Origin of the sequence: Hyphomonas sp. NPDC076881 (assembly GCF_050269995.1) — a bacterium.
GTDB lineage: Bacteria > Pseudomonadota > Alphaproteobacteria > Caulobacterales > Hyphomonadaceae > Hyphomonas.
Window position 1 is genome coordinate 269,290 of the sequence record NZ_JBNNJJ010000001.1, and the last position, 17,307, is coordinate 286,596.

The following is a 17,307-nucleotide window of genomic DNA, read 5'->3' on the forward strand; positions in this document are numbered from 1 at the left end:
TCGTTCCCTTCGGAATGAACTGTTCTCACGTTGAAGCAGATCAACGGGAGGCCTTGTCATGCTGTATGTGGATACCCCAACCCCTCAGGATATTGCCCGGCTGAATGCCGCGCGCGGGGGTGTGTGCATCTCCATCTATGTGCCGACGACCCCGCTGACCCAACGCATTGGCGAAGCGCGGCTGAAATTCCGTCATCTGATCAGTGAAGCGGCCGATCAGGCGCGCGCGGCGGGCCATGACAAACGGGAAGTCGGCCTGGCCGAGATCGCCCTGCTGGACCTTGCCGAGGACGACCATTTCTGGCGCGTGCAGGCAAACAGCCTGGCTGTATTCGCCAGGCCTTCAGGCGTAACCAGCTTCCGGCTGGCCAACAAACTGGCGCCCTCAACGGAGGTGGCCGACCGGTTTCACCTACTGCCGCTGATGCGCGCGGTGACCTTTCCGCATGAAGCGTTTGTTCTGGCGCTTTCTGAGAATGGCGTGCGGCTGGTGCAAGTGTTTTCCGACATGCCCGCAAAGAAGGTGAAGGTGCCGGGTTTGCCGAAGGATGCGGCGAGCCATGCGGGCAAGACCACGATCAACGACAAATCTTCCTTCACCCGTATTCATGGCGAGGAAGGACAGCGGATCCGCCACCTCTCATACCTGCGGGCGATTGATGCGGCCCTGCGGCCTATTCTGGCGGGGCGGGACACGCCGCTGATCGTGGCCGCTGTTGACCCGCTGGCGCATCTCTACCCGCATGTGAACACCTATCACCGGATGGCGCATGACCAGATCCGCATCAGCCCGGACGCCGTGAAGGATAATGAACTGGCACGCCTCTCCGTACCGGTTCTGGATGGTGTGTATGCTGAAGACCTCTCCAAGGCGGCGCAGGTGTTCGAGCAGCATTCCTCAGCCGGGCGGACGGCGACCGACCTGACCGATGTGGCCCGCGCCGCGACCTACGGGGCGGTGGACACGCTGTTTGCAGATATGAACGACACCCGCGCCGGCCTGATTGACGACAAGGGCCATGTGACCTTCGCCAAGGCGGACACAGCAGACAACTACCCGCTGTTGGATGAAGTGGCGCGCCGGGTGATCGTGAATGGCGGCAAGGTGTTTGCCGTGCGCGCCGGCGAAGTTCCCGGCGGGCGCTCGGTGGGCGCTATCCTGCGCTATCCGGTTTGATGGCGGTCAGCCTTCCAGGGCGGCGCGGCGGATGGGCAGATGTTTCTTGCCCCATTCCTTCATGATCGCCAGGGCGGGGCGAAGCTCCTCGCCCTTGGCGGTCAGCACATAATCGTAGCGCTTCGGCGAGGTGGAATAGGCGCGGCGCTCCAGGATACCCACTTCAACCAGGCGTTTGAGCCGGTCTGCCAAGATATGCCGGGTCATGCCGCCTGATGCCGCGAACTCCTCGAACTTGGTTTTGCCGAGAAAACAATCCCGCAGGATCAGCAGCGTCCAACGATCTCCAACGACGGACAGGGTCCGCGCCACCGGGCACCAGTTATCGTTCAGTTCTGACCATTTCATACGGCAAGTGTACCGCAGATAAACGAAAGTTCCAGAAAGAAACGCTACGTCTCGGGAATATTCGGTACCCTAGACACGAATTCCGGCGGCTTCGGCCAGATCGCTATAGGAGACGGCCGGGCGCGGGCCGATATGACCGATCACTTCTGCCGCCGCGATATGGCCAAGGCGCGCGCAAGTGGCGAGCGGCAGGCCGCGGGCCACACCAAAGAGGAAACCAGCGGCATACTGATCGCCCGCGCCGGTGGTATCGACCACAGCGTCAACAGGTTCGGCCGGGATCACGATCGGGTCGCCATCGCCGAACACGATGGAGCCTTTCTCGCTGCGGGTAACCGCCGCGACGGCACAATCGGCGTGCAGCGCCTTCAGGGCGGCATCGAAATCGTCGGTTTCATAAAGTGAGAGAAGCTCAGCTTCATTGGCGAACACGATGTCGGCAAAGCCTTTCACGAGGTGGCGGAAGCTCGCCCGGTGACGGTCGACACAGAACTTGTCGGACAGGGTAACGGCGACCTTGCGGCCGGCCGCCTTGGCGATCTCGGCGGCGTGAACGAAGGCTTCCTTGGCCTCGTCGCGGTCAAACAGATAGCCTTCAAGGTAAAGGATTTGCCCGCTGCGCACGAGATCTGCATCCACATCCTCCTTCGAGAAGAGGACCGAGGCGCCGAGGAAGGTGTTCATGGAGCGGTGGCCGTCATCGGTGACGAAGATGATCGAGCGGGCCGTTGCCGGGCCTTCTTCCAGAGGGCGCGTGTGGAATGGCACGCCAGCCTTCATCATCTCGCGCATGAACTGGTGGCCGAGCTCATCATTCGAGATCTTGCCGATATAGGCCGCCTTGCCGCCGAAGCTGGAGAGGCCGGCAATCGTGTTGGCGCCGGAGCCGCCCGAGGTGATCACCGCATCTTTTGCCAGCCCCGTCAGCTCTTCGGCGCGCGGTTCCTCGATCAGCTGCATGACGTCCTTGTGGATGCCATGGCGGGTGAGGAACGCATCGTCTGCGCGGGCAAGAACATCTACGATGGCATTGCCGAGGCCGACGACGTCGAATTTTGCTGCGGTCACTGGGGGCGGCTCCTCGAAATTCATTAAAACTCAGGCGTTCAGCGCCTTGCCAGACACAGCGCGTGGACACAAGACCCGCAGGCCGCTAGAGCGCAGCGCAGCCCGGGGCCTGCCCCTTTCTCCAGCGAAAACGATCTGTCCATCCCATGAAAAAAGTCGCCTATCTCGCCAGCCGCGTTACCATTCCAGGCTCCATGATCCGCCGGACGGATGCGTTTGAGCATGACTTCATGATGGACGCCCTGCGCGCCCCTTTCCGCGCGCGCGGCCTGGAAGTGGTGGATGTGTGCTGGGACGACCGGAAGGTGGACTGGACCCAGTTTGAGGCCGCCATCATTGGCACAACCTGGGACTATTGGGACAGGCTGGAAGAATTCCTCGCCGCGCTGGACGCCCTCGGCAAACAGACGCGGCTCTATAATCCAGCAGACCTCGTGCGCTGGAATTCCCGCAAGACCTATCTGCGCGATCTGGAAGCCAAGGGTGCCAGGCTGATCCCGACACTCTGGCTCGATACATGCGAGGAGGCCGAAGCGAAGGCAGCGTTCGACACTCTGGGCGCCGAGACGCTGGTGTTCAAACGGCAGGTGGGCGCGGGCGCCAAGGACCAGCACAAGCTGAGCCGGGGCGAGGCGATCCCGCAAATGAAACACGCGATGATGGCGCAGCCCTTCCTGCCGATGATCCAGAAGGAGGGCGAGCTTTCCTTCATCTTCATCGACGGGGAATTCTGCCATGCCCTGATCAAGCGCGCGCAGCCGGGCGACTATCGCATCCAGTCAAGCTATGGCGGGCGGGAGGAAGTGCTGCATCCGTCTACGGAAGATCTTGCCGCCGCGCGCGCCATTCTGAGCACACTGGACGAGACACCGCTCTATGGCCGGGTAGACATGCTGCGCGGGGAAGATGGCGGCTTGCTGCTGATGGAACTCGAAGTGATCGAGCCCTACCTTTATCCCAAGGAAGGGCCGGACCTGGGTGAGCGGATGGCGGCGGCAGTGGCGAAACGGATCGGCGCCGCCTAATTCGCCCCAGCCGGCGTGCAGGCAATGCCAGTCAGCGGGAACATCTCGCCGCTCTGGCGTTCGCGGACATAGCAATCCCCGTCCATCAACACGATGTCGAAGATGGTCGGCATGGCGGGGCTGTTGCCTTCCAGGGGCCCGGGTTTTGGCGGCAGGACGGAAACAACCGACTCCTTTGTCAGGTCTCCGGGACCGAGCTGGATCTGGGCACGGTCGACAGCGGCAGCGAGAACGCCGGTCAGAACCGAGATGGTTTCCGGAGAGGCGTCTGTCAGCGTCGCAGGTTGGGGCGAGGACTGGCAGGCCGCAATCCCGGCCAGCATGGAAACACTCAGGATACGGTATTTCATGACACCTAACTCCTATCTGCCATGGGGCATGGTCATGTCGCGGTTCGTTTCAAGCATGGAGGGCGATGGCGGCCGCAGGGGGATACCCCCGGAGCCGGCGCTGCCATTCGCACTCGCCACAGCCGTGGTCGCTTGCGCCGACACCGCCGGGCAGGCCAGCGACCCGCGATAGCTCAGCGCCGCCGCCAGCAGACGCTCGTTTTCATCCCCCAGCTCGCGTGTGAGGTCGTCGCTTACCTGGCAGCCCGGAAGGCGCACCCCGTAGGAGGCGGCCGAATTGTTCGGAATGAAACCGTCGGCATAGTCTCCGAACCCCTGCCCGTTCACGCCCTGAAACTGGATGGTGTAATAGGTCTCGCCGCAATTGTCGGTGGGGTAGAAGCCGAAAGGCTTTCCGCAGGTGGTGTTGCCGATGAGGATCACTTCCACGCCAATGCCGCGCAGGCCGTTCACCACAGCCTCGCTGGCGCTGCAGGTGGACCCCGTAGACAGCACAAACACGCGCGGCAGGTTGAGCGATGGCAGCGGAGTGCCGTCCGACAGGGAAAACCCGACACCCGTGGAATAGAACGGGATCGGATTATTGATCTGTCCGGTTACGGGGTTGCGGTTTCCTGCGGCGGCATTGAAGCGGAGCTGCTCAAACACCTGATTGCGCGTGCGCGTTTCGCCGGCAATCATGTAGCTCAGCTGGGACGCCACGGCGAGCAGGCCGCCTCCATTGTAACGCAGATCCAGCACTAGATCGCTGACACCCGCCGTCTGCATTGCCGCCATGGCATCGTAGATGTCGCGCTCGCTGGCATAGGGGCTGAACGTGTTGAACAGGATATATCCGACATCGCCGGTGGGCGTGCTGATGATCCGGGTACGGTTGACGGGTTTGGAAGACAGGTTCACCGATGTGAGCGACACGGTGCGCGTAGCCCCGTCTGGATCCTGAACCGTGAAGCTGTTTGTCAGGCCGGGCGTGGAGGGAAACAGGGCAGCATTCAGCTGGTTGATGTTAGACTGCGAATTCGTGTTCACCAGATCAATGCCGTTGATCTGCAGGATGCGCGAGCCGCGCTCGAAATTCGGCTGGCCGCCCACCTCTGCGGAAGCGGGCGAGTTCGGCTCTGTATAGCGGATCCGGAAATCACGCGGGGGTGTTGTCGAGAACGCAATATAGCTGGCGCCGTAGGTCGCTGTCGGCGCGGCATTGCGGGCGGCGAGATATTCCTCCGTAGGCTCACTAAAGTGGAAATCGTCTTTCTCTTTCCCCGAAGACGTGGTGGCAAAGGTGCGCAGGACGGCAAAATAATCCAGCCGGTTGGTGAAGTTCGCCGGATTCCGGTCGGTTACTTCAGTGTTCCAGAGATAGGTCTCGTTGGTCCATGAGCGCAGCCAGAAACGCTCTTCCAGCGCGGTGCCCTGTACATCGGGATAGGTGTTGCCTTCGATGTCCTGTCCGACGCGGCGGACCTCGCAGCGGTTCTTGAATGTGCTGGCGGGCTGGTAGACGCCCGGCGTCCAGGTAGGCCCGGCAGCCGGGGGTGGCGGGGGTGGAGGCGGGGAAACGGCGCCGCCCCCACTGCTGCCACCCCCACCGCCTCCGCAGGCCGACAACCAGACGGGCATGGCAAGCGTCAGCAAGGCGAGCGCCATTGTCCTCATGGAACCAGCCTTGGTGAGCCTGTTACGCATGACATTATTCCCTCTCGCCACCCTTTGGAAAAGGTTTGCCGAGCCGGACGCTAACGTCAATTCAAATTGCGCCTGAAGGTGGTTTTCGAGGTTTTTTCGGCCCCAGCGCCGCGCGGGCGGCGGGGTCTGGCGTCTTCGGCCTGAAGGCGCAGAGATCAGCGATCACGCAGTGCCAGCATTCGGGTGTGCGCGCCTTGCAGACATAGCGCCCGTGCAGGATCAGCCAATGATGAGCGCCTTTCTTGAATTCGGGCGGCGTGATGCGCTCAAGGCCCGCTTCAACATGGTCGGGCGTTTTGCCCGGCGCGAGGCCGGTTCTGTTGGAAACGCGGAAGATGTGGGTATCGACCGCAATCGTCGGCTCGCCGAAGGCTTCGTTCATCACGACATTCGCCGTCTTGCGGCCGACGCCCGGCAGGGTGGTCAGCGCATCCCGGGTGCGCGGCACCTCGCCCCCGAACTCGTCAAGGATCTTCTGGCTGAGCGCGATGACGTTCTTGGCCTTGTTGCGCCAGAGACCGATGGTCTTGATGTAGCCGGCAACGCCCGTCTCCCCCAGCGCGAGCATCTTCTCCGGCGTATCCGCCACGGCAAACAGCTTGCGCGTGGCCTTGTTGACGCCAACGTCTGTTGCCTGCGCCGAGAGGGCAACGGCCACCAGCAATGTAAACGGGTTGACGAATTCCAGCTCGGTGCGTGGATCGGGCCGGTCTGCGGCCAGCGCGGCGAAGAGTTCGGCCGCCTTGGCACGGGTGAATTTCGAGCGCGGGGTGGCGCGGGCGGTCTTTTGGGCGGGTTTGGCAGCGTCTGGCATGATGTGAGGCATAGAGCGCCCTTTTCCCGGCGCAAGGGCGTGTTATCTCTAGTCCCTATGCTTCCCGCAGAAGAAACGGTTTACATGGACGCGGTGCTGACGCCCAACCGGTCGCTCAGCCGGCAGGGCTTTATCATCGCCATGGCCGCCATCGCCTTCACCTTTTTCATGACCGGGCTGATGTTCTGGTCGATGGGGGCCGGGCCAATCCTGGGCTTCATGGGGTTGGACATTGCCGCCATCTGGCTGGCTTTCCACATCTCCTACAAGCGGCAGCGGGAAGAAACCCGTGTGACCGTGACCGCGCGGAGCATCCGCCTGCATCACAAGGACGCCAAAGGCCGGGAAAAGCACGCAGAAGTGCCCTCTGCCTTTGCCCGGGTGGAGCTGGAAGAGCCCGCCGGGCCGACCAGCTGGCTGCGGATCGAGCATGGCAAAACCGCCTGGATCATTGGCCGTTTCCTGACGCCACCAGAGCGGAGTTCCTTTGCCAAAGCCCTCCGCCAGGCCCTTCTGGCGGCCAGAGCCGAGCGCCATACTGCCTGAGCCGCAAAAAAATGACGCAAGCGTCATGGTTTTTTCAAAAAGCCTGTGTTAAAACTTTCCCCAGCGACGCGATACGCCCCGCCAAGAGGGTGGGATTCCTGGAGGATTGAATATGGCCGCCGACACCGTTTCTTTCGTCAATCACCCGGCGCTGCAGCGCCCGAAGGTGACGGAGCGCGAACCGCTCCATCCGCACAATTACCACTTCGGGGCAGAGATTCCGCCCGCTTCGGAGATTGATCTGGCGACTCTCGATCTGATCGATGGCGAGCTGTGGCGCCAGGGCAAATACTGGGACCGCTTCGAGCGCCTGCGCAATGAAGACCCGGTGCATTACTGCCCGGACAGCTTCCCCGGCCCGTTCTGGTCGATCACCCGCTATGACGACGTGATGGCGATCGACACCGATCACAAACGCTTCTCCTCAAGCTGGGAATATGGCGGCATCACCTTGGGCTCGCCGATCAGCGACTTTGAAATGCCGATGTTCATCGCCATGGACGAGCCGCGCCACTCCGAGCAGCGCAAGACCGTTCAGCCCGCCGTCGCGCCGGACATGCTGAAGGTCTACGAGCCGCTGATCCGCTCGCGCACCCAGGGTCTGCTCGACAGCCTGCCCGTCAACGAGCCGTTCGACTGGGTGGACAAGGTTTCCGTCGAGCTGACCACGATGATGCTGGCCACGCTGTTCGACTATCCCTTTGAGAAACGCCGCGACTTGACCCACTGGTCTGACGTGGCCACCGGCATGCACAATCCCGACATCTGCCCCGGCGGTGAGGAAGAGTGGAAAGCCACGATGATGAACTGTCTGATGACGTTCATGGGCATTTTCCAGGAACGCCAGCAACAGCCGCAGAAAGCCGACCTGATGAGCCTTCTTGCCCATGGCGAGAAGACGAAGAACATGACGCCGATGGAACTGCTGGGCAACGTCATCCTGCTGATCGTGGGCGGCAACGACACGACCCGCAACTCGATGACCGCTTCGGTCTATGCGCTCAACAAGTTCCCCAAAGAGTATGAGAAGCTGAAGGCTGATCCGTCGATCATTCCGAACATGGTTTCCGAGACGATCCGCTGGCAGACGCCGCTCGCCTATATGCGCCGCACCGCGCTGGAAGATGTCGAGATGCACGGCAAGACCATCAAGAAGGGCGACCAGGTTGCCATGTGGTATGCCTCGGCCAACCGGGACGAGCGGTTCTGGGACAAGCCGAACGAGTATATCGTTGATCGTCCGGAAGCCCGCCGCCACATCTCCTTCGGCTTCGGCATTCACCGCTGCGTCGGCAACCGCCTGGCCGAACTGCAGCTGCGCATCCTCTGGGAAGAGATCATGGAACGCTTCGAGCATATCGAAGTGCTGGCCGAACCGTCGCTGAACCAGAACGCCTTCGTGAAGGGCTACAACTGGATGCCGGTCGTGCTTCACCCGAAGTAAGGCTTGGCGACCGCCACGGCACCTGATTAGACCTCCTGTCAGATCTGACAGGAGGTTTTTTCATGGATGTTACCCAAGCCGTCGAGCAGCGGATTTCCACGCGCGGGTTCCTGCCCGATCCCCTGCCGCTAGAAGATATCAAAGCCTGGCTGACGGCCGGCCAGCGCGCGCCTTCGGGCGGCAATACCCAGCCCTGGCGTGTCATCGTCGTCACCGGGGCGGAGAAGGACAAGGTGATCGAGATTGCGCAAGCCAAGCTTGCTGCCAATCCGGCCGGCGAACCCACCGACCGCCCGATCTATCCCAAGGGCCTGTGGGAACCGCATGAAGCCCGCCGCCGCCGCGTGGGCGAGATGCTGTATGAAGCCCTCGAAATCCCACGCGAGGACAAGGCCGGGCGCCTGCGCTGGTTTGCCAACAATTTCCGCTTCTTCGGCGCGCCGGTGGCGGTGTTCCTCGTCATCGACGAGCGAATGGGCCATGGCCAATGGGGCCATGCCGGCATGTATCTGCAGACGCTTGCCCTGCTGGCCGAAGAGCGCGGCTGGGGCACCTGTTTCCAGGAGTGCTGGGGCATCCTGCGCCCCACGCTGAAAGAACATTTCGGCCTTGGGCCGACGGAAATGGTCTGGTGCGGCGTCGCCGTGGGCAAGCCAGACCCGAACGAGAAGGCCAACACGCTGCGCGCCGAGCGCGCGCCACTGGAAGAAGTCGCCGAATTTCGCGGGTTCTAGCCGCGCCTTCGCCTAAATCCTGCCGCAAGGGCGCGGTTTGATCCGTATCATGATCACGCGCCGCGCCCTTCTTGCCACAGGCCTTGCCCTCCCCCTGCTGCCCTCAGCGGGGTTTGCCGAGCCGGCGCGAGACTGGACAGACAAACTGCTGCGCGCTGCCCGCACGCAGATCGGCGTGACGACCGGTTACGATCCGGCCTATGTGAGGCTGGATTACCCCGGCGGCGATGTCCCCCGCGAAACCGGTGTGTGTACGGATGTCATCATCCGCGCCTATCGGGATGCGTTCGATGTGGACCTTCAACAGCTGGTCCATGCCGACATGAAGGCGAACTTCTCAAGCTATCCCGGAACATGGGGGCTCACCCGCGCTGACCGGAACATCGACCATCGCCGCGTGCCCAATTTGGAGCGATATTTTTCGCGGCAGGGCCTCAAGCGCGAAGCGCCGGGGCGGCGGGAGGACTGGCAGGCAGGCGATCTTGTCACCATGCGCCTGGGCGGCCGCCTGCCCCATATCGCGATCTTTACCGGATATGATCCGGTTACGGATCGGGCGCAGTATATTCACAATATCGGCGGGGGCACGCGCGAGGAGGAAATCCGGACAGACTATGACAGCCCGATGCGTTTCCGGTTCCCGCCGTCCGATGCCTGAGCGAGGCCGTTATTCCCCGAAAGACCAGGACTGAAGGGTGAGGCGCAGCGGCCTCTGCGTTCTGACGGCAACGGCGCCCGCAAACCCCTCTGCGGGGTGGAAGGCGGCGAGTTGCCAAGCCTGGGTTTCGTGATCCGTCCAGTCCGCCGAAACAAGGCGCGGCGCATCCGGGCGGGATATGTCGATGGTAAAGCTTCGCCCGGAGACAGAAAGCCCGGTACCAAGCGCCTTTAGCACCGCTTCCTTTGCCGTCCAGTAGCGATAGAAAGCCACCGCGCGGGCGTCTTCCGGCGCCGCCTCCAGCGCCGCGATCTCCGCCTTCGAGAACACCATCCCCGCCACGCCTTCAGGCAATGCCTTGATCTGCTCCACATCAACCCCGACGGCGGCCTTGCTGACAGAAAAGGCAGCGAGGGACTCGCTATGACTGAGGTTGAACGAGTACGGACAATCTCCGCCCGCCAGTTCAGGGCGCCCATGACGGCCAAGGATAAAGACGGGCGCTTGCGGCCCAACACCGAGCACCGATGCAAGAATACCCCTCATCCCTGCCCGCGCAGCGATCCAGCGGCGCTGAAGCTGCGGCGTTATGAAGGCCGCGGCGCGCTGGCGCTCCTCCGCGGTCAGCCAATCGGAGACCTTGGCTGCCAGAGCCTCGTCAATATCAAGGCTCCAAGTCCACACATCGACAGGCAGGTCACCGGAAGCCGTCACAGAAAGGTTCCTTTCAGGCCCGCACTATTCGTCGTCGCGCCAGGTATCCATGGGCTGCTGAGGCACGCGCGTTTCCTTGCGCAGGCGCATCACAGCCGCCTTGATGTCAGCGCCGTCGAACTCGTCGACCTCTTCCTGCGTCCGCTCTGGCGCGCGGGTATAAGCGAACACACTGACGGCCCCGTCTTCTTCAAACTCGTCCTCATCGGCCGCCTCAGATGCAGAGGGCGAAACTTCCTCCGCAACCGGACCTTCCTCGGCAGCCACCTCTTCCTCCGTCACAAAATCCGTGACGAAAGATTCAGTATCAGCCAGTTCGCCCAGATCATTGATGAGCACATCATCTTCGGTCAGGGCTTCCTCATCGGGCATTTGGAAGCCTGCCGGAATCACATCGGAGAGCAGACCTTCAGCTTCAAGATCAGCTTTGCCGGGCAGCGTATCCAGGCTTTCGAGGCCAAAATGCTCAAGGAACTTGTCGGTCGTGCCATAGCAGATCGGCAGGCCCGGCGTCTTGCGGCGCCCGCGCGTGCGCACCCAGCCGGTTTCCAGCAGCGTATCGATCACGGTCTTGGCAACGGCGACACCGCGCACGGCCTCGATCTCTGCGCGCGTTACAGGTTGGCCATAAGCAATAATGGCGAGCGTTTCCATGGCGGCCTGGCCCAGTTTTTTCTGAACCTGACGCTCTTCCACGAACAGCCAGGAAAGATCCTGCGCCGTCTGGAAGCGCCACTTTCCCGCCACCTCAACAAGGTTCACGCCGCGCTTTGCATAGATGCCGCGGAGCGTCATCAGTACTTCGCCAGCTTCGATGCCCTGCGGCAGCACCTGCGCCACCTGTTCGGCCGAGAGCGGCTGGCCGGCAGCAAACAAGACAGCTTCCGCCCGGCGCACACCTTCGGCAAGCAGCTCTTCACGGGTGCCTTCAAAGGCAGGCGTTGTCAGGCCAGGAAACTCAGCCTGCGGATCTTCCGGATTTTGATCCTGCATGGTGTGGTCAATCATGGCGCCCACCTTACGCTGTTGCCTTGGCCAGCTCCGGCGGGCGGGCGGCGACGCGGCGCATATAGATCGGCGCGAAATGCGTGTCCTGCCGCAGATCGACCTCACCGTCGCGCGTCAGTTCCAGCGCAGCAGAGAAGACGCTGGCGGTTACCGAGCGTTCGGGCACTTCGGGGTTGATGTCGGTCATCGCGGTTCGGATGTCAGCCAGGCTTGCCCATTGGTCGAGCTGCTCGCGCAGGCCGCGCAGCGTCGTGCGCGCCTGTTCCAGCGGCAGTACCAGCTGCTGCTCAATCCGGTGAGGACGCTCTTTCTCGCGGCGGTCCCGGATGGTGCCGAGCGCCGTGGAGAGATCATAGAGCGAGGCGGTATATTCCGTATGCTTCACAACCTTGGGCTGCTCGGTCTCGCCGCGCAGGAACACAACGCGGTCCAGCACAGGGCCCGCTTCCAGTTCGCGGACGGCCTGGCGCATCGCTTCGAGGCGCTTCAGGCGGAAAGACAGGCGCGCAGCCATTTCCTCGCCCGTCGGCTCGTCTTCCTCAAGCGCTTCGGGCTTGGGCAGCAGCAGGCGCGACTTCATGAAGGCGAGCCAGGAGGCCATCAGCAGATAGTCTGCTGCGATATCGACCCGCTTGCTGCGCGCATCCTCGACAAAGGCGAGATACTGCTCGGCCAGGCGCAGCATGGAAATCTGCAGCAGGTTCACCTTCTGGCGGCGGGCGAGTTCCAGCAGCAGGTGGAGCGGGCCTTCATAGCCGCCGATCTCTACATTGAAGATGTTGACGCCTTCAGCGTCTTCGGCCCCTGCAGACAGGGCATCAATCGAGATCGTTTCGCCGCTCATGCCATCGCTCCCGGCGGTGGGATCAGGTCGTGAAAACGCTTCCAGGCAGGCGCCGGCTCAAAAGGCTGAGCCTTCTTCGCAACCGCGTCCGCAGCGGCCGCGCGCACGGCTGGCTTGCCGGAAAGGTCCGGCGCAGCCTTGGCCACCTCGGTCATCTCGGCGAGGATGGCATCAGCCTCCTTCAGGAAGCCCGAACAATGCAGCAGCACATCGCAGCCCGCCGCGATCGACGCGGCTGCGCGCTCCGTCAATGTGCCGCCCAACGCCTTCATGCCCAGATCATCCGTCATCAGGAGACCATCAAAGCCGATTCGGCCCCGGATGATGTCCTGAATCATGATGCGGGAGACGGTGGCGGCCTTGCCGGGATCATAGGCCTCATAGGCGATGTGGGCCGTCATCGCCATCGGCGCATCGGCCAAGCGGGCGAAGGCGTCGAAATCCTTGGCGAGTTCGTTCTGACCAGCGGTGACCCGGGGGAGTTCCAGATGGCTGTCCGAAATTGACCGGCCATGACCGGGAATGTGTTTGATGACGCCCGCAACGCCGCCAGCGGTGAGGCCATCAAGGGCGGCGCGGGCAAGATCTGCGGCCTGCTCGGGCTCCGTGCCGAAGGCGCGGTCCCCGATCACATCATGCGCGCCGGGCACCGGCAGATCGACCACAGGGGAGCAATCGGCATGAATGGAAAGCGCAGCCAGTTCGGATGCGATCAGGCGGTGGCCGAGCCAGGTGGCCTCCCGGCCGAGCGCCTTGTCCTGCTGATACAGCGCCGCATAGTCAGCCCCGCGCGGAAACAGCGGCCATTCAGGCGCCTTCAGGCGGGCAACGCGGCCGCCTTCCTGGTCGATGAAGATCAGCGTTTCGCGACCCGTTGCGGTCCAGATATCGGCCACCAGCCTGCGCACCTGCATCCGCGACACGCAGGAGCGGCCCATCAGGATGACACCCCAAGGGTTCTCAGCTGCAAAGAGCGCAGCTTCGCCGGGGGTCAACTCCGGACCCGATACGCTGAGAATGCAGGCTTTCACCAATTTATCCCGTCACCACGATGCAGTTCGCCCCGGTTTCCTTGATCGCCTCGCAGAAAGCGACAGCTTCCGACCGTTCGGCGAAGGCGCCAACACGGAGGCGGTAGAAAACGCCTTCAGAGCCGAGGTCTGCCCGCTGAATGCGCTTCGAGGCGCCATGATACAGCTCCGGGGCCGAAGAGGTCACGCGCCGCCATGCAGTTTCTGCTGCTTCTTCCGAGCGCAGGGCGGCGATCTGGACTAGGAAAGTCCCGGATTCGGTGAAGGTGAAGCGCGCTTGCGAGGAGAGCGGCGCGATGGGCTCCGGCGGCTTGATCGAGACGGCGGAAATCGGCTGTTTGGCTTCCGAGCCGGGCAAAGGCAGATCCGTTACCGGCAGAGGCTGCGGCGCGGGCGCTGCGGTGACGGTCTCTTCGGCCAGGGTTTCGGATGGAACCGGGCGCAGATCAGCCGGCGGGCCGCCCGCAAGGGCGCCAGCTGCAGGCGTGGTGGCAGAGGCGAGCTTCATATCGGCTTCGGAGCGCTCTGAAGCGTCCATGGCATCGTAGAACTGTTTGTCAGTGTATTTCACCGGATTGCCGCCGGGGTCTGCGGGCAGCTGTTTGAAGGGCTGGGCCTCAGCGATCACGCTAGGCAGGCCATCGGTGGCGGGGCGCACGCCCTGCCGGTAGGTATTCCAGACAACGCCGCCGAAAATCAGCAGCACGCCAATCGCAAGGGTGAGGATAAGGGGTCCGCGCGCGGCTTCATCCTCGCGCACATCAAAGCCACGATAGTCGTCTTCAAACGGGTTTTCACGGCCTGCCATGTCCGATCGGCTCATGGGAGAACTCCTTGGAATCATTCACGTAGGTTAATTTTTAAGGGAGCTTCCTTAACGAGCCTTGAAGAGAGGCCCTTCACCCGGTGGAAATGCCATTTCCTGCTGCCCTTTTCCGCTAGGTAAGCGCGCTTGTATCAAACAGCCGGCGATACTCTTCCAGGGCATAGGTATCGGTCATTCCCGCCATGTAATCACACACGATGCGGGCCCTGCCGATGCCTTCTTCCCTGATGGCGGCGGCGTTCCAGGGCGGCGGCAGGGTTTGCGGTTCGTTCAGGAACACCTCGAACAGGTCAGCGAGCACGCGCTTGGCCTTCGAGCGCATCCGGTTGACCCGGTAGTGCTTGTACATGCGGGAATAAAGGAACGTCCGCAGCGCGCGCTGAGGGCCTTCAAGGGCCTCGGAGAAACCGATCAGCGGCTCGCCCAGTGCCCGCACTTCGGCGGCTGACTGGGGCTTCAGCCGCTTCACGCGGGTGCGGGTCTCGTCCACAAGGTCGTTAATCCACAGGCCGATCAGGCGGCGGACGGCTTCATAGGTGACCATCCGGTCGTCGAGATCACGGTATTCCATGCGGACACCGCGAAAAACATCCCCAACTACAGGGAGGTCCATCAGATCATCGACAGTGAACAGGCCCGCCGCGATGCCGTCATCTATGTCGTGGTTATTGTAGGCGATGTCGTCTGACAGGGCGGCGACCTGGGCTTCGGGGCCGGCGAACTGGTCGAGTTCCAGGTCTTCGAGGTGGGCAAAGTCCCTGAACGCAATGGGCAGGGCCGTGATGGGCGTGTCCGGCCCAGTCAGGGGGCCATTATGCTTGACGAGCCCTTCCAGGGTCTCCCAGGTCAAATTCAACCCGTTAAACAGCGGATAGCGGCGCTCCAGCCGCGTCACGATGCGCAGCGACTGCGCATTGTGATCAAAGCCTTCATAGGGCGCCATGCAGGCGTCGAGCTGGTCTTCCCCCGCATGACCGAAGGGGGGATGGCCGAGATCATGGCTCAGCGCCAGCGTCTCGGCGAGGTCTTCATCCAAGCCCAGCGTGCGCGCAATCGTTCTGGAAATCTGAGCAACTTCAAGGGAGTGCGTCAGCCGCGTGCGGAAATGATCGCCCTCATGGGCGACGAAAACCTGGGTTTTCTGCTTCAGGCGGCGAAAGGCCGTGGCGTGGATAATCCGGTCTCTATCCCGCTGGAACGGCGTGCGGGTAGCCGATGGCGCCTCCTCGAAGAAGCGGCCCCGGCTGTCTTCGTGACGTGTTGCGTAAGGGGCTCTCTTTTCCATCAAGGAATTCGTCCTTATCTTGTGCCCATGACCGAGACCACTGCCCCGGATGTGACCCTGACTGCTTCAGCTGCGAAGCGGATTAACGCGATTCTCGCCAAACAGGACGGCGCCGCCTTTCTGCGCGTCTCTGTGGAGGGGGGCGGATGTTCCGGCTTCTCCTACAAGTTTGACTTCGCCCCTGCGGCCAATGCGGACGATCTGGTGATCGAACGCGACGGAGCAAGGGTGCTGATCGACGAGATGAGCCTTGAGTTTCTGCGCGGCTCGGAGATCGACTTTTCCACAGAGCTGATCGGCGCAGCGTTCAAGATCAAGAACCCGAACGCGACCGCCGCCTGCGGCTGCGGGACCAGTTTTTCGGTCTAAAAAAGCTCTAAAAAACTCCAACGGAAACTCCAATTGCGGGTGGGAAAACTCCAACGCGGTTGGAGTTTTTTGGTATGCGCCCAGACGTAACGTCGCCCCCCTCACCTCCCACCGCCTTTGGCGGTGGGAGGTGAGGGTCTTGCCGCTGGGGGATGGCTTAGCTGGTGCACGCCAGTGAGCTAGGTTCGATCCAATCAGAGGAGGGACGCGCCATGCCGACGCCATTCAAGGTCAATGTTTCAGATGCGAAGCTCGCCGAAATCCGGGCGGGGGTAGAGCGCTATAAGTGGTTCCCTGCCCCGGCCAATGAGCAGGGCTTCGCCTATGGGATGTCGACACCGGTGATGCAGGACATCCAGCGCTACTGGCTGGACCAGTATGACTGGCGGGCAGCGGAGGCGGAGCTCAACCGTTGGCCGCAGTTCACGGCGGAGGTGGACGGGCTGAGCATCCATTTCCTGCATGTGGTGGGCGAGGCGAAGGGGAAACGCCCGCTGCTGATCACGCATGGCTGGCCGGGCAGCATCTATGAGTTCTGGCAGGCGATTGGCCCGCTCGCCTACCCATCCGAACACGGAGGGAAAGCGGAAGATGCGTTTGACCTGATCATCCCGTCCCTGCCCGGCTATGGCTTCTCGGGCAGGCCTGCCTCCCCTATCGGCCAGCGAGCGACGGCGGCGCTATGGGATAGGCTGATGCGGGAGGTGCTGGGATACTCCACCTATCTGGCGCAGGGCGGGGATTGGGGCTCGATGGTCACCTCCTGGATCGGCAAGAACCACGGCGCGCATGATGGCAAAGGCGGGGCGAAGGCGATCCATCTCAACATGATGGGCTTCCGCCCCACGCCGGCAGTTCCTCAGACAGCGGAGGAAATCCAGTGGCTGCAGCACTCACAAATGATGATGCAGATGGAGGGCGCCTATCTGATGCAGCAGGCGACCAAGCCGCAGACGCTGGCGATGGCGCTGATGGATTCGCCGATGGGCACGGCGGCGTGGATTCTGGAGAAGTTCCATGGCTGGAGCGATCTTTCACAGCGCGGCCTCTTCGAAGTCTACACGCGCAATCAGCTGCTTACGAATGTGATGATCTACCTCGTCAATGACGCGATTGCGACGAGCGTGTGGTATTACAATGCCCTCTTCCAGGAAGGCGGCAACGGCCTGCCCGAAGGCGAGCGCTGCGAAACGCCAACGGCGTTTGCGAGCTATCCCGGCGAGCGTTACATCGTGGCGCCGCCGCGAAGCTGGGCGGACCGGGCGTATAATATTGTTCGGTGGACGGACATGCCGCGCGGCGGGCATTTCGCCGCGATGGAAGCGCCGGAGGTTTTTGTGGAGGATGTGCGGGCCTGGGCGCGGGAGGTGGGGTGAACTT

At 62.4% G+C, this 17,307-nt stretch carries 19 protein-coding genes; 8 read left to right on the top strand and 11 right to left on the bottom strand.

The window, feature by feature from the left end; translation table 11 throughout:
• The first annotated feature begins 58 nt into the window (after positions 1 to 58).
• A complete protein-coding gene (locus ACQKI2_RS01280) occupies positions 59 to 1,177 on the top strand; it encodes a hypothetical protein (protein WP_427377923.1) in 1,119 nt (372 codons plus the stop codon).
• Between the two features lie 6 nt (positions 1,178 to 1,183).
• Here the strand turns inward: ACQKI2_RS01280 and ACQKI2_RS01285 are convergent, their stop codons facing one another.
• Positions 1,184 to 1,525: a winged helix-turn-helix transcriptional regulator gene (locus ACQKI2_RS01285; protein WP_427377924.1), complete on the bottom strand. Its 342-nt coding sequence runs from the start codon at positions 1,523 to 1,525 to the stop codon at positions 1,184 to 1,186.
• Positions 1,526 to 1,594: 69 nt separating this feature from the next.
• Positions 1,595 to 2,593, bottom strand: coding sequence for an adenosine kinase (locus ACQKI2_RS01290; RefSeq protein ID WP_427377925.1), 999 nt, complete (start codon positions 2,591 to 2,593; stop codon positions 1,595 to 1,597).
• A gap of 146 nt (positions 2,594 to 2,739) precedes the next feature.
• On the opposite strand from ACQKI2_RS01290, the gene ACQKI2_RS01295 reads away from it, so the two are divergent.
• Positions 2,740 to 3,618 carry an ATP-grasp domain-containing protein gene (locus tag ACQKI2_RS01295; protein ID WP_427377926.1) on the top strand — a complete coding sequence of 293 codons (879 nt, stop codon included), beginning with the start codon at positions 2,740 to 2,742 and terminating at the stop codon, positions 3,616 to 3,618.
• Here ACQKI2_RS01295 and ACQKI2_RS01300 read toward each other — a convergent pair.
• The 3 genes from ACQKI2_RS01300 to nth form a co-directional block, all read right to left on the bottom strand.
• On the bottom strand, positions 3,615 to 3,968 hold the full coding sequence (locus tag ACQKI2_RS01300) for a hypothetical protein (protein ID WP_427377927.1): 354 nt from the start codon (positions 3,966 to 3,968) through the stop codon (positions 3,615 to 3,617). The genes ACQKI2_RS01295 and ACQKI2_RS01300 overlap by 4 nt on opposite strands.
• 12 nt (positions 3,969 to 3,980) lie before the next feature.
• The gene (locus ACQKI2_RS01305) at positions 3,981 to 5,654 is read right to left on the bottom strand and encodes a S41 family peptidase (RefSeq protein ID WP_427377928.1); all 1,674 of its coding nucleotides are present in this window, start codon (positions 5,652 to 5,654) and stop codon (positions 3,981 to 3,983) included.
• A 61-nt stretch (positions 5,655 to 5,715) separates the two neighbouring features.
• Positions 5,716 to 6,480 carry an endonuclease III gene (gene nth / locus ACQKI2_RS01310; protein WP_427377929.1) on the bottom strand — a complete coding sequence of 255 codons (765 nt, stop codon included), beginning with the start codon at positions 6,478 to 6,480 and terminating at the stop codon, positions 5,716 to 5,718.
• A gap of 72 nt (positions 6,481 to 6,552) precedes the next feature.
• Between nth and ACQKI2_RS01315 the strand changes: the two genes are divergently transcribed.
• The 4 genes from ACQKI2_RS01315 (at position 6,553) to ACQKI2_RS01330 (ending at position 9,850) form a co-directional block, all read left to right on the top strand.
• A complete protein-coding gene (locus ACQKI2_RS01315) occupies positions 6,553 to 7,014 on the top strand; it encodes a DUF2244 domain-containing protein (protein WP_427377930.1) in 462 nt (153 codons plus the stop codon).
• Between the two features lie 112 nt (positions 7,015 to 7,126).
• The gene (locus ACQKI2_RS01320; protein ID WP_427377931.1) at positions 7,127 to 8,458 is read left to right on the top strand and encodes a cytochrome P450; all 1,332 of its coding nucleotides are present in this window, start codon (positions 7,127 to 7,129) and stop codon (positions 8,456 to 8,458) included.
• 62 nt (positions 8,459 to 8,520) lie between these two features.
• Entirely contained in the window at positions 8,521 to 9,192 is a 672-nt protein-coding gene (locus tag ACQKI2_RS01325; protein ID WP_427377932.1) for a nitroreductase, read from the top strand.
• 49 nt (positions 9,193 to 9,241) lie between these two features.
• A complete protein-coding gene (locus ACQKI2_RS01330) occupies positions 9,242 to 9,850 on the top strand; it encodes a DUF1287 domain-containing protein (protein WP_427377933.1) in 609 nt (202 codons plus the stop codon).
• Between the two features lie 9 nt (positions 9,851 to 9,859).
• On the opposite strand, the gene ACQKI2_RS01335 is transcribed toward ACQKI2_RS01330, so the two are convergent.
• From ACQKI2_RS01335 to ACQKI2_RS01360, 6 genes are all read right to left on the bottom strand, one after another.
• Positions 9,860 to 10,564 (bottom strand): 4'-phosphopantetheinyl transferase family protein, encoded by a 705-nt coding sequence (locus ACQKI2_RS01335; protein WP_427377934.1) that lies wholly within the window; start codon positions 10,562 to 10,564, stop codon positions 9,860 to 9,862.
• Positions 10,565 to 10,588: 24 nt separating this feature from the next.
• A complete protein-coding gene (gene scpB / locus ACQKI2_RS01340; protein WP_427377935.1) occupies positions 10,589 to 11,572 on the bottom strand; it encodes an SMC-Scp complex subunit ScpB in 984 nt (327 codons plus the stop codon).
• 10 nt (positions 11,573 to 11,582) lie between these two features.
• The gene (locus tag ACQKI2_RS01345; protein ID WP_427377936.1) at positions 11,583 to 12,416 is read right to left on the bottom strand and encodes a segregation and condensation protein A; all 834 of its coding nucleotides are present in this window, start codon (positions 12,414 to 12,416) and stop codon (positions 11,583 to 11,585) included.
• On the bottom strand, positions 12,413 to 13,447 hold the full coding sequence (nagZ, locus tag ACQKI2_RS01350; RefSeq protein ID WP_427377937.1) for a beta-N-acetylhexosaminidase: 1,035 nt from the start codon (positions 13,445 to 13,447) through the stop codon (positions 12,413 to 12,415). The genes ACQKI2_RS01345 and nagZ overlap by 4 nt, the downstream gene beginning before the upstream one ends.
• Positions 13,448 to 13,451: 4 nt before the next feature.
• Complete coding sequence (locus ACQKI2_RS01355; RefSeq protein ID WP_427377938.1) at positions 13,452 to 14,270, bottom strand: SPOR domain-containing protein; 819 nt, start codon at positions 14,268 to 14,270, stop codon at positions 13,452 to 13,454.
• Positions 14,271 to 14,385: 115 nt separating this feature from the next.
• Positions 14,386 to 15,558 (bottom strand): deoxyguanosinetriphosphate triphosphohydrolase, encoded by a 1,173-nt coding sequence (locus ACQKI2_RS01360; protein WP_427377939.1) that lies wholly within the window; start codon positions 15,556 to 15,558, stop codon positions 14,386 to 14,388.
• 27 nt (positions 15,559 to 15,585) lie between these two features.
• Here ACQKI2_RS01360 and erpA point away from each other — a divergent pair, with 27 nt between their 5' ends.
• Positions 15,586 to 15,927, top strand: coding sequence for an iron-sulfur cluster insertion protein ErpA (gene erpA, locus ACQKI2_RS01365; RefSeq protein WP_427377940.1), 342 nt, complete (start codon positions 15,586 to 15,588; stop codon positions 15,925 to 15,927).
• Positions 15,928 to 16,139: 212 nt separating this feature from the next.
• Entirely contained in the window at positions 16,140 to 17,303 is a 1,164-nt protein-coding gene (locus ACQKI2_RS01370) for an epoxide hydrolase family protein (RefSeq protein ID WP_427377941.1), read from the top strand.
• Positions 17,304 to 17,307: the final 4 nt, after the last annotated feature.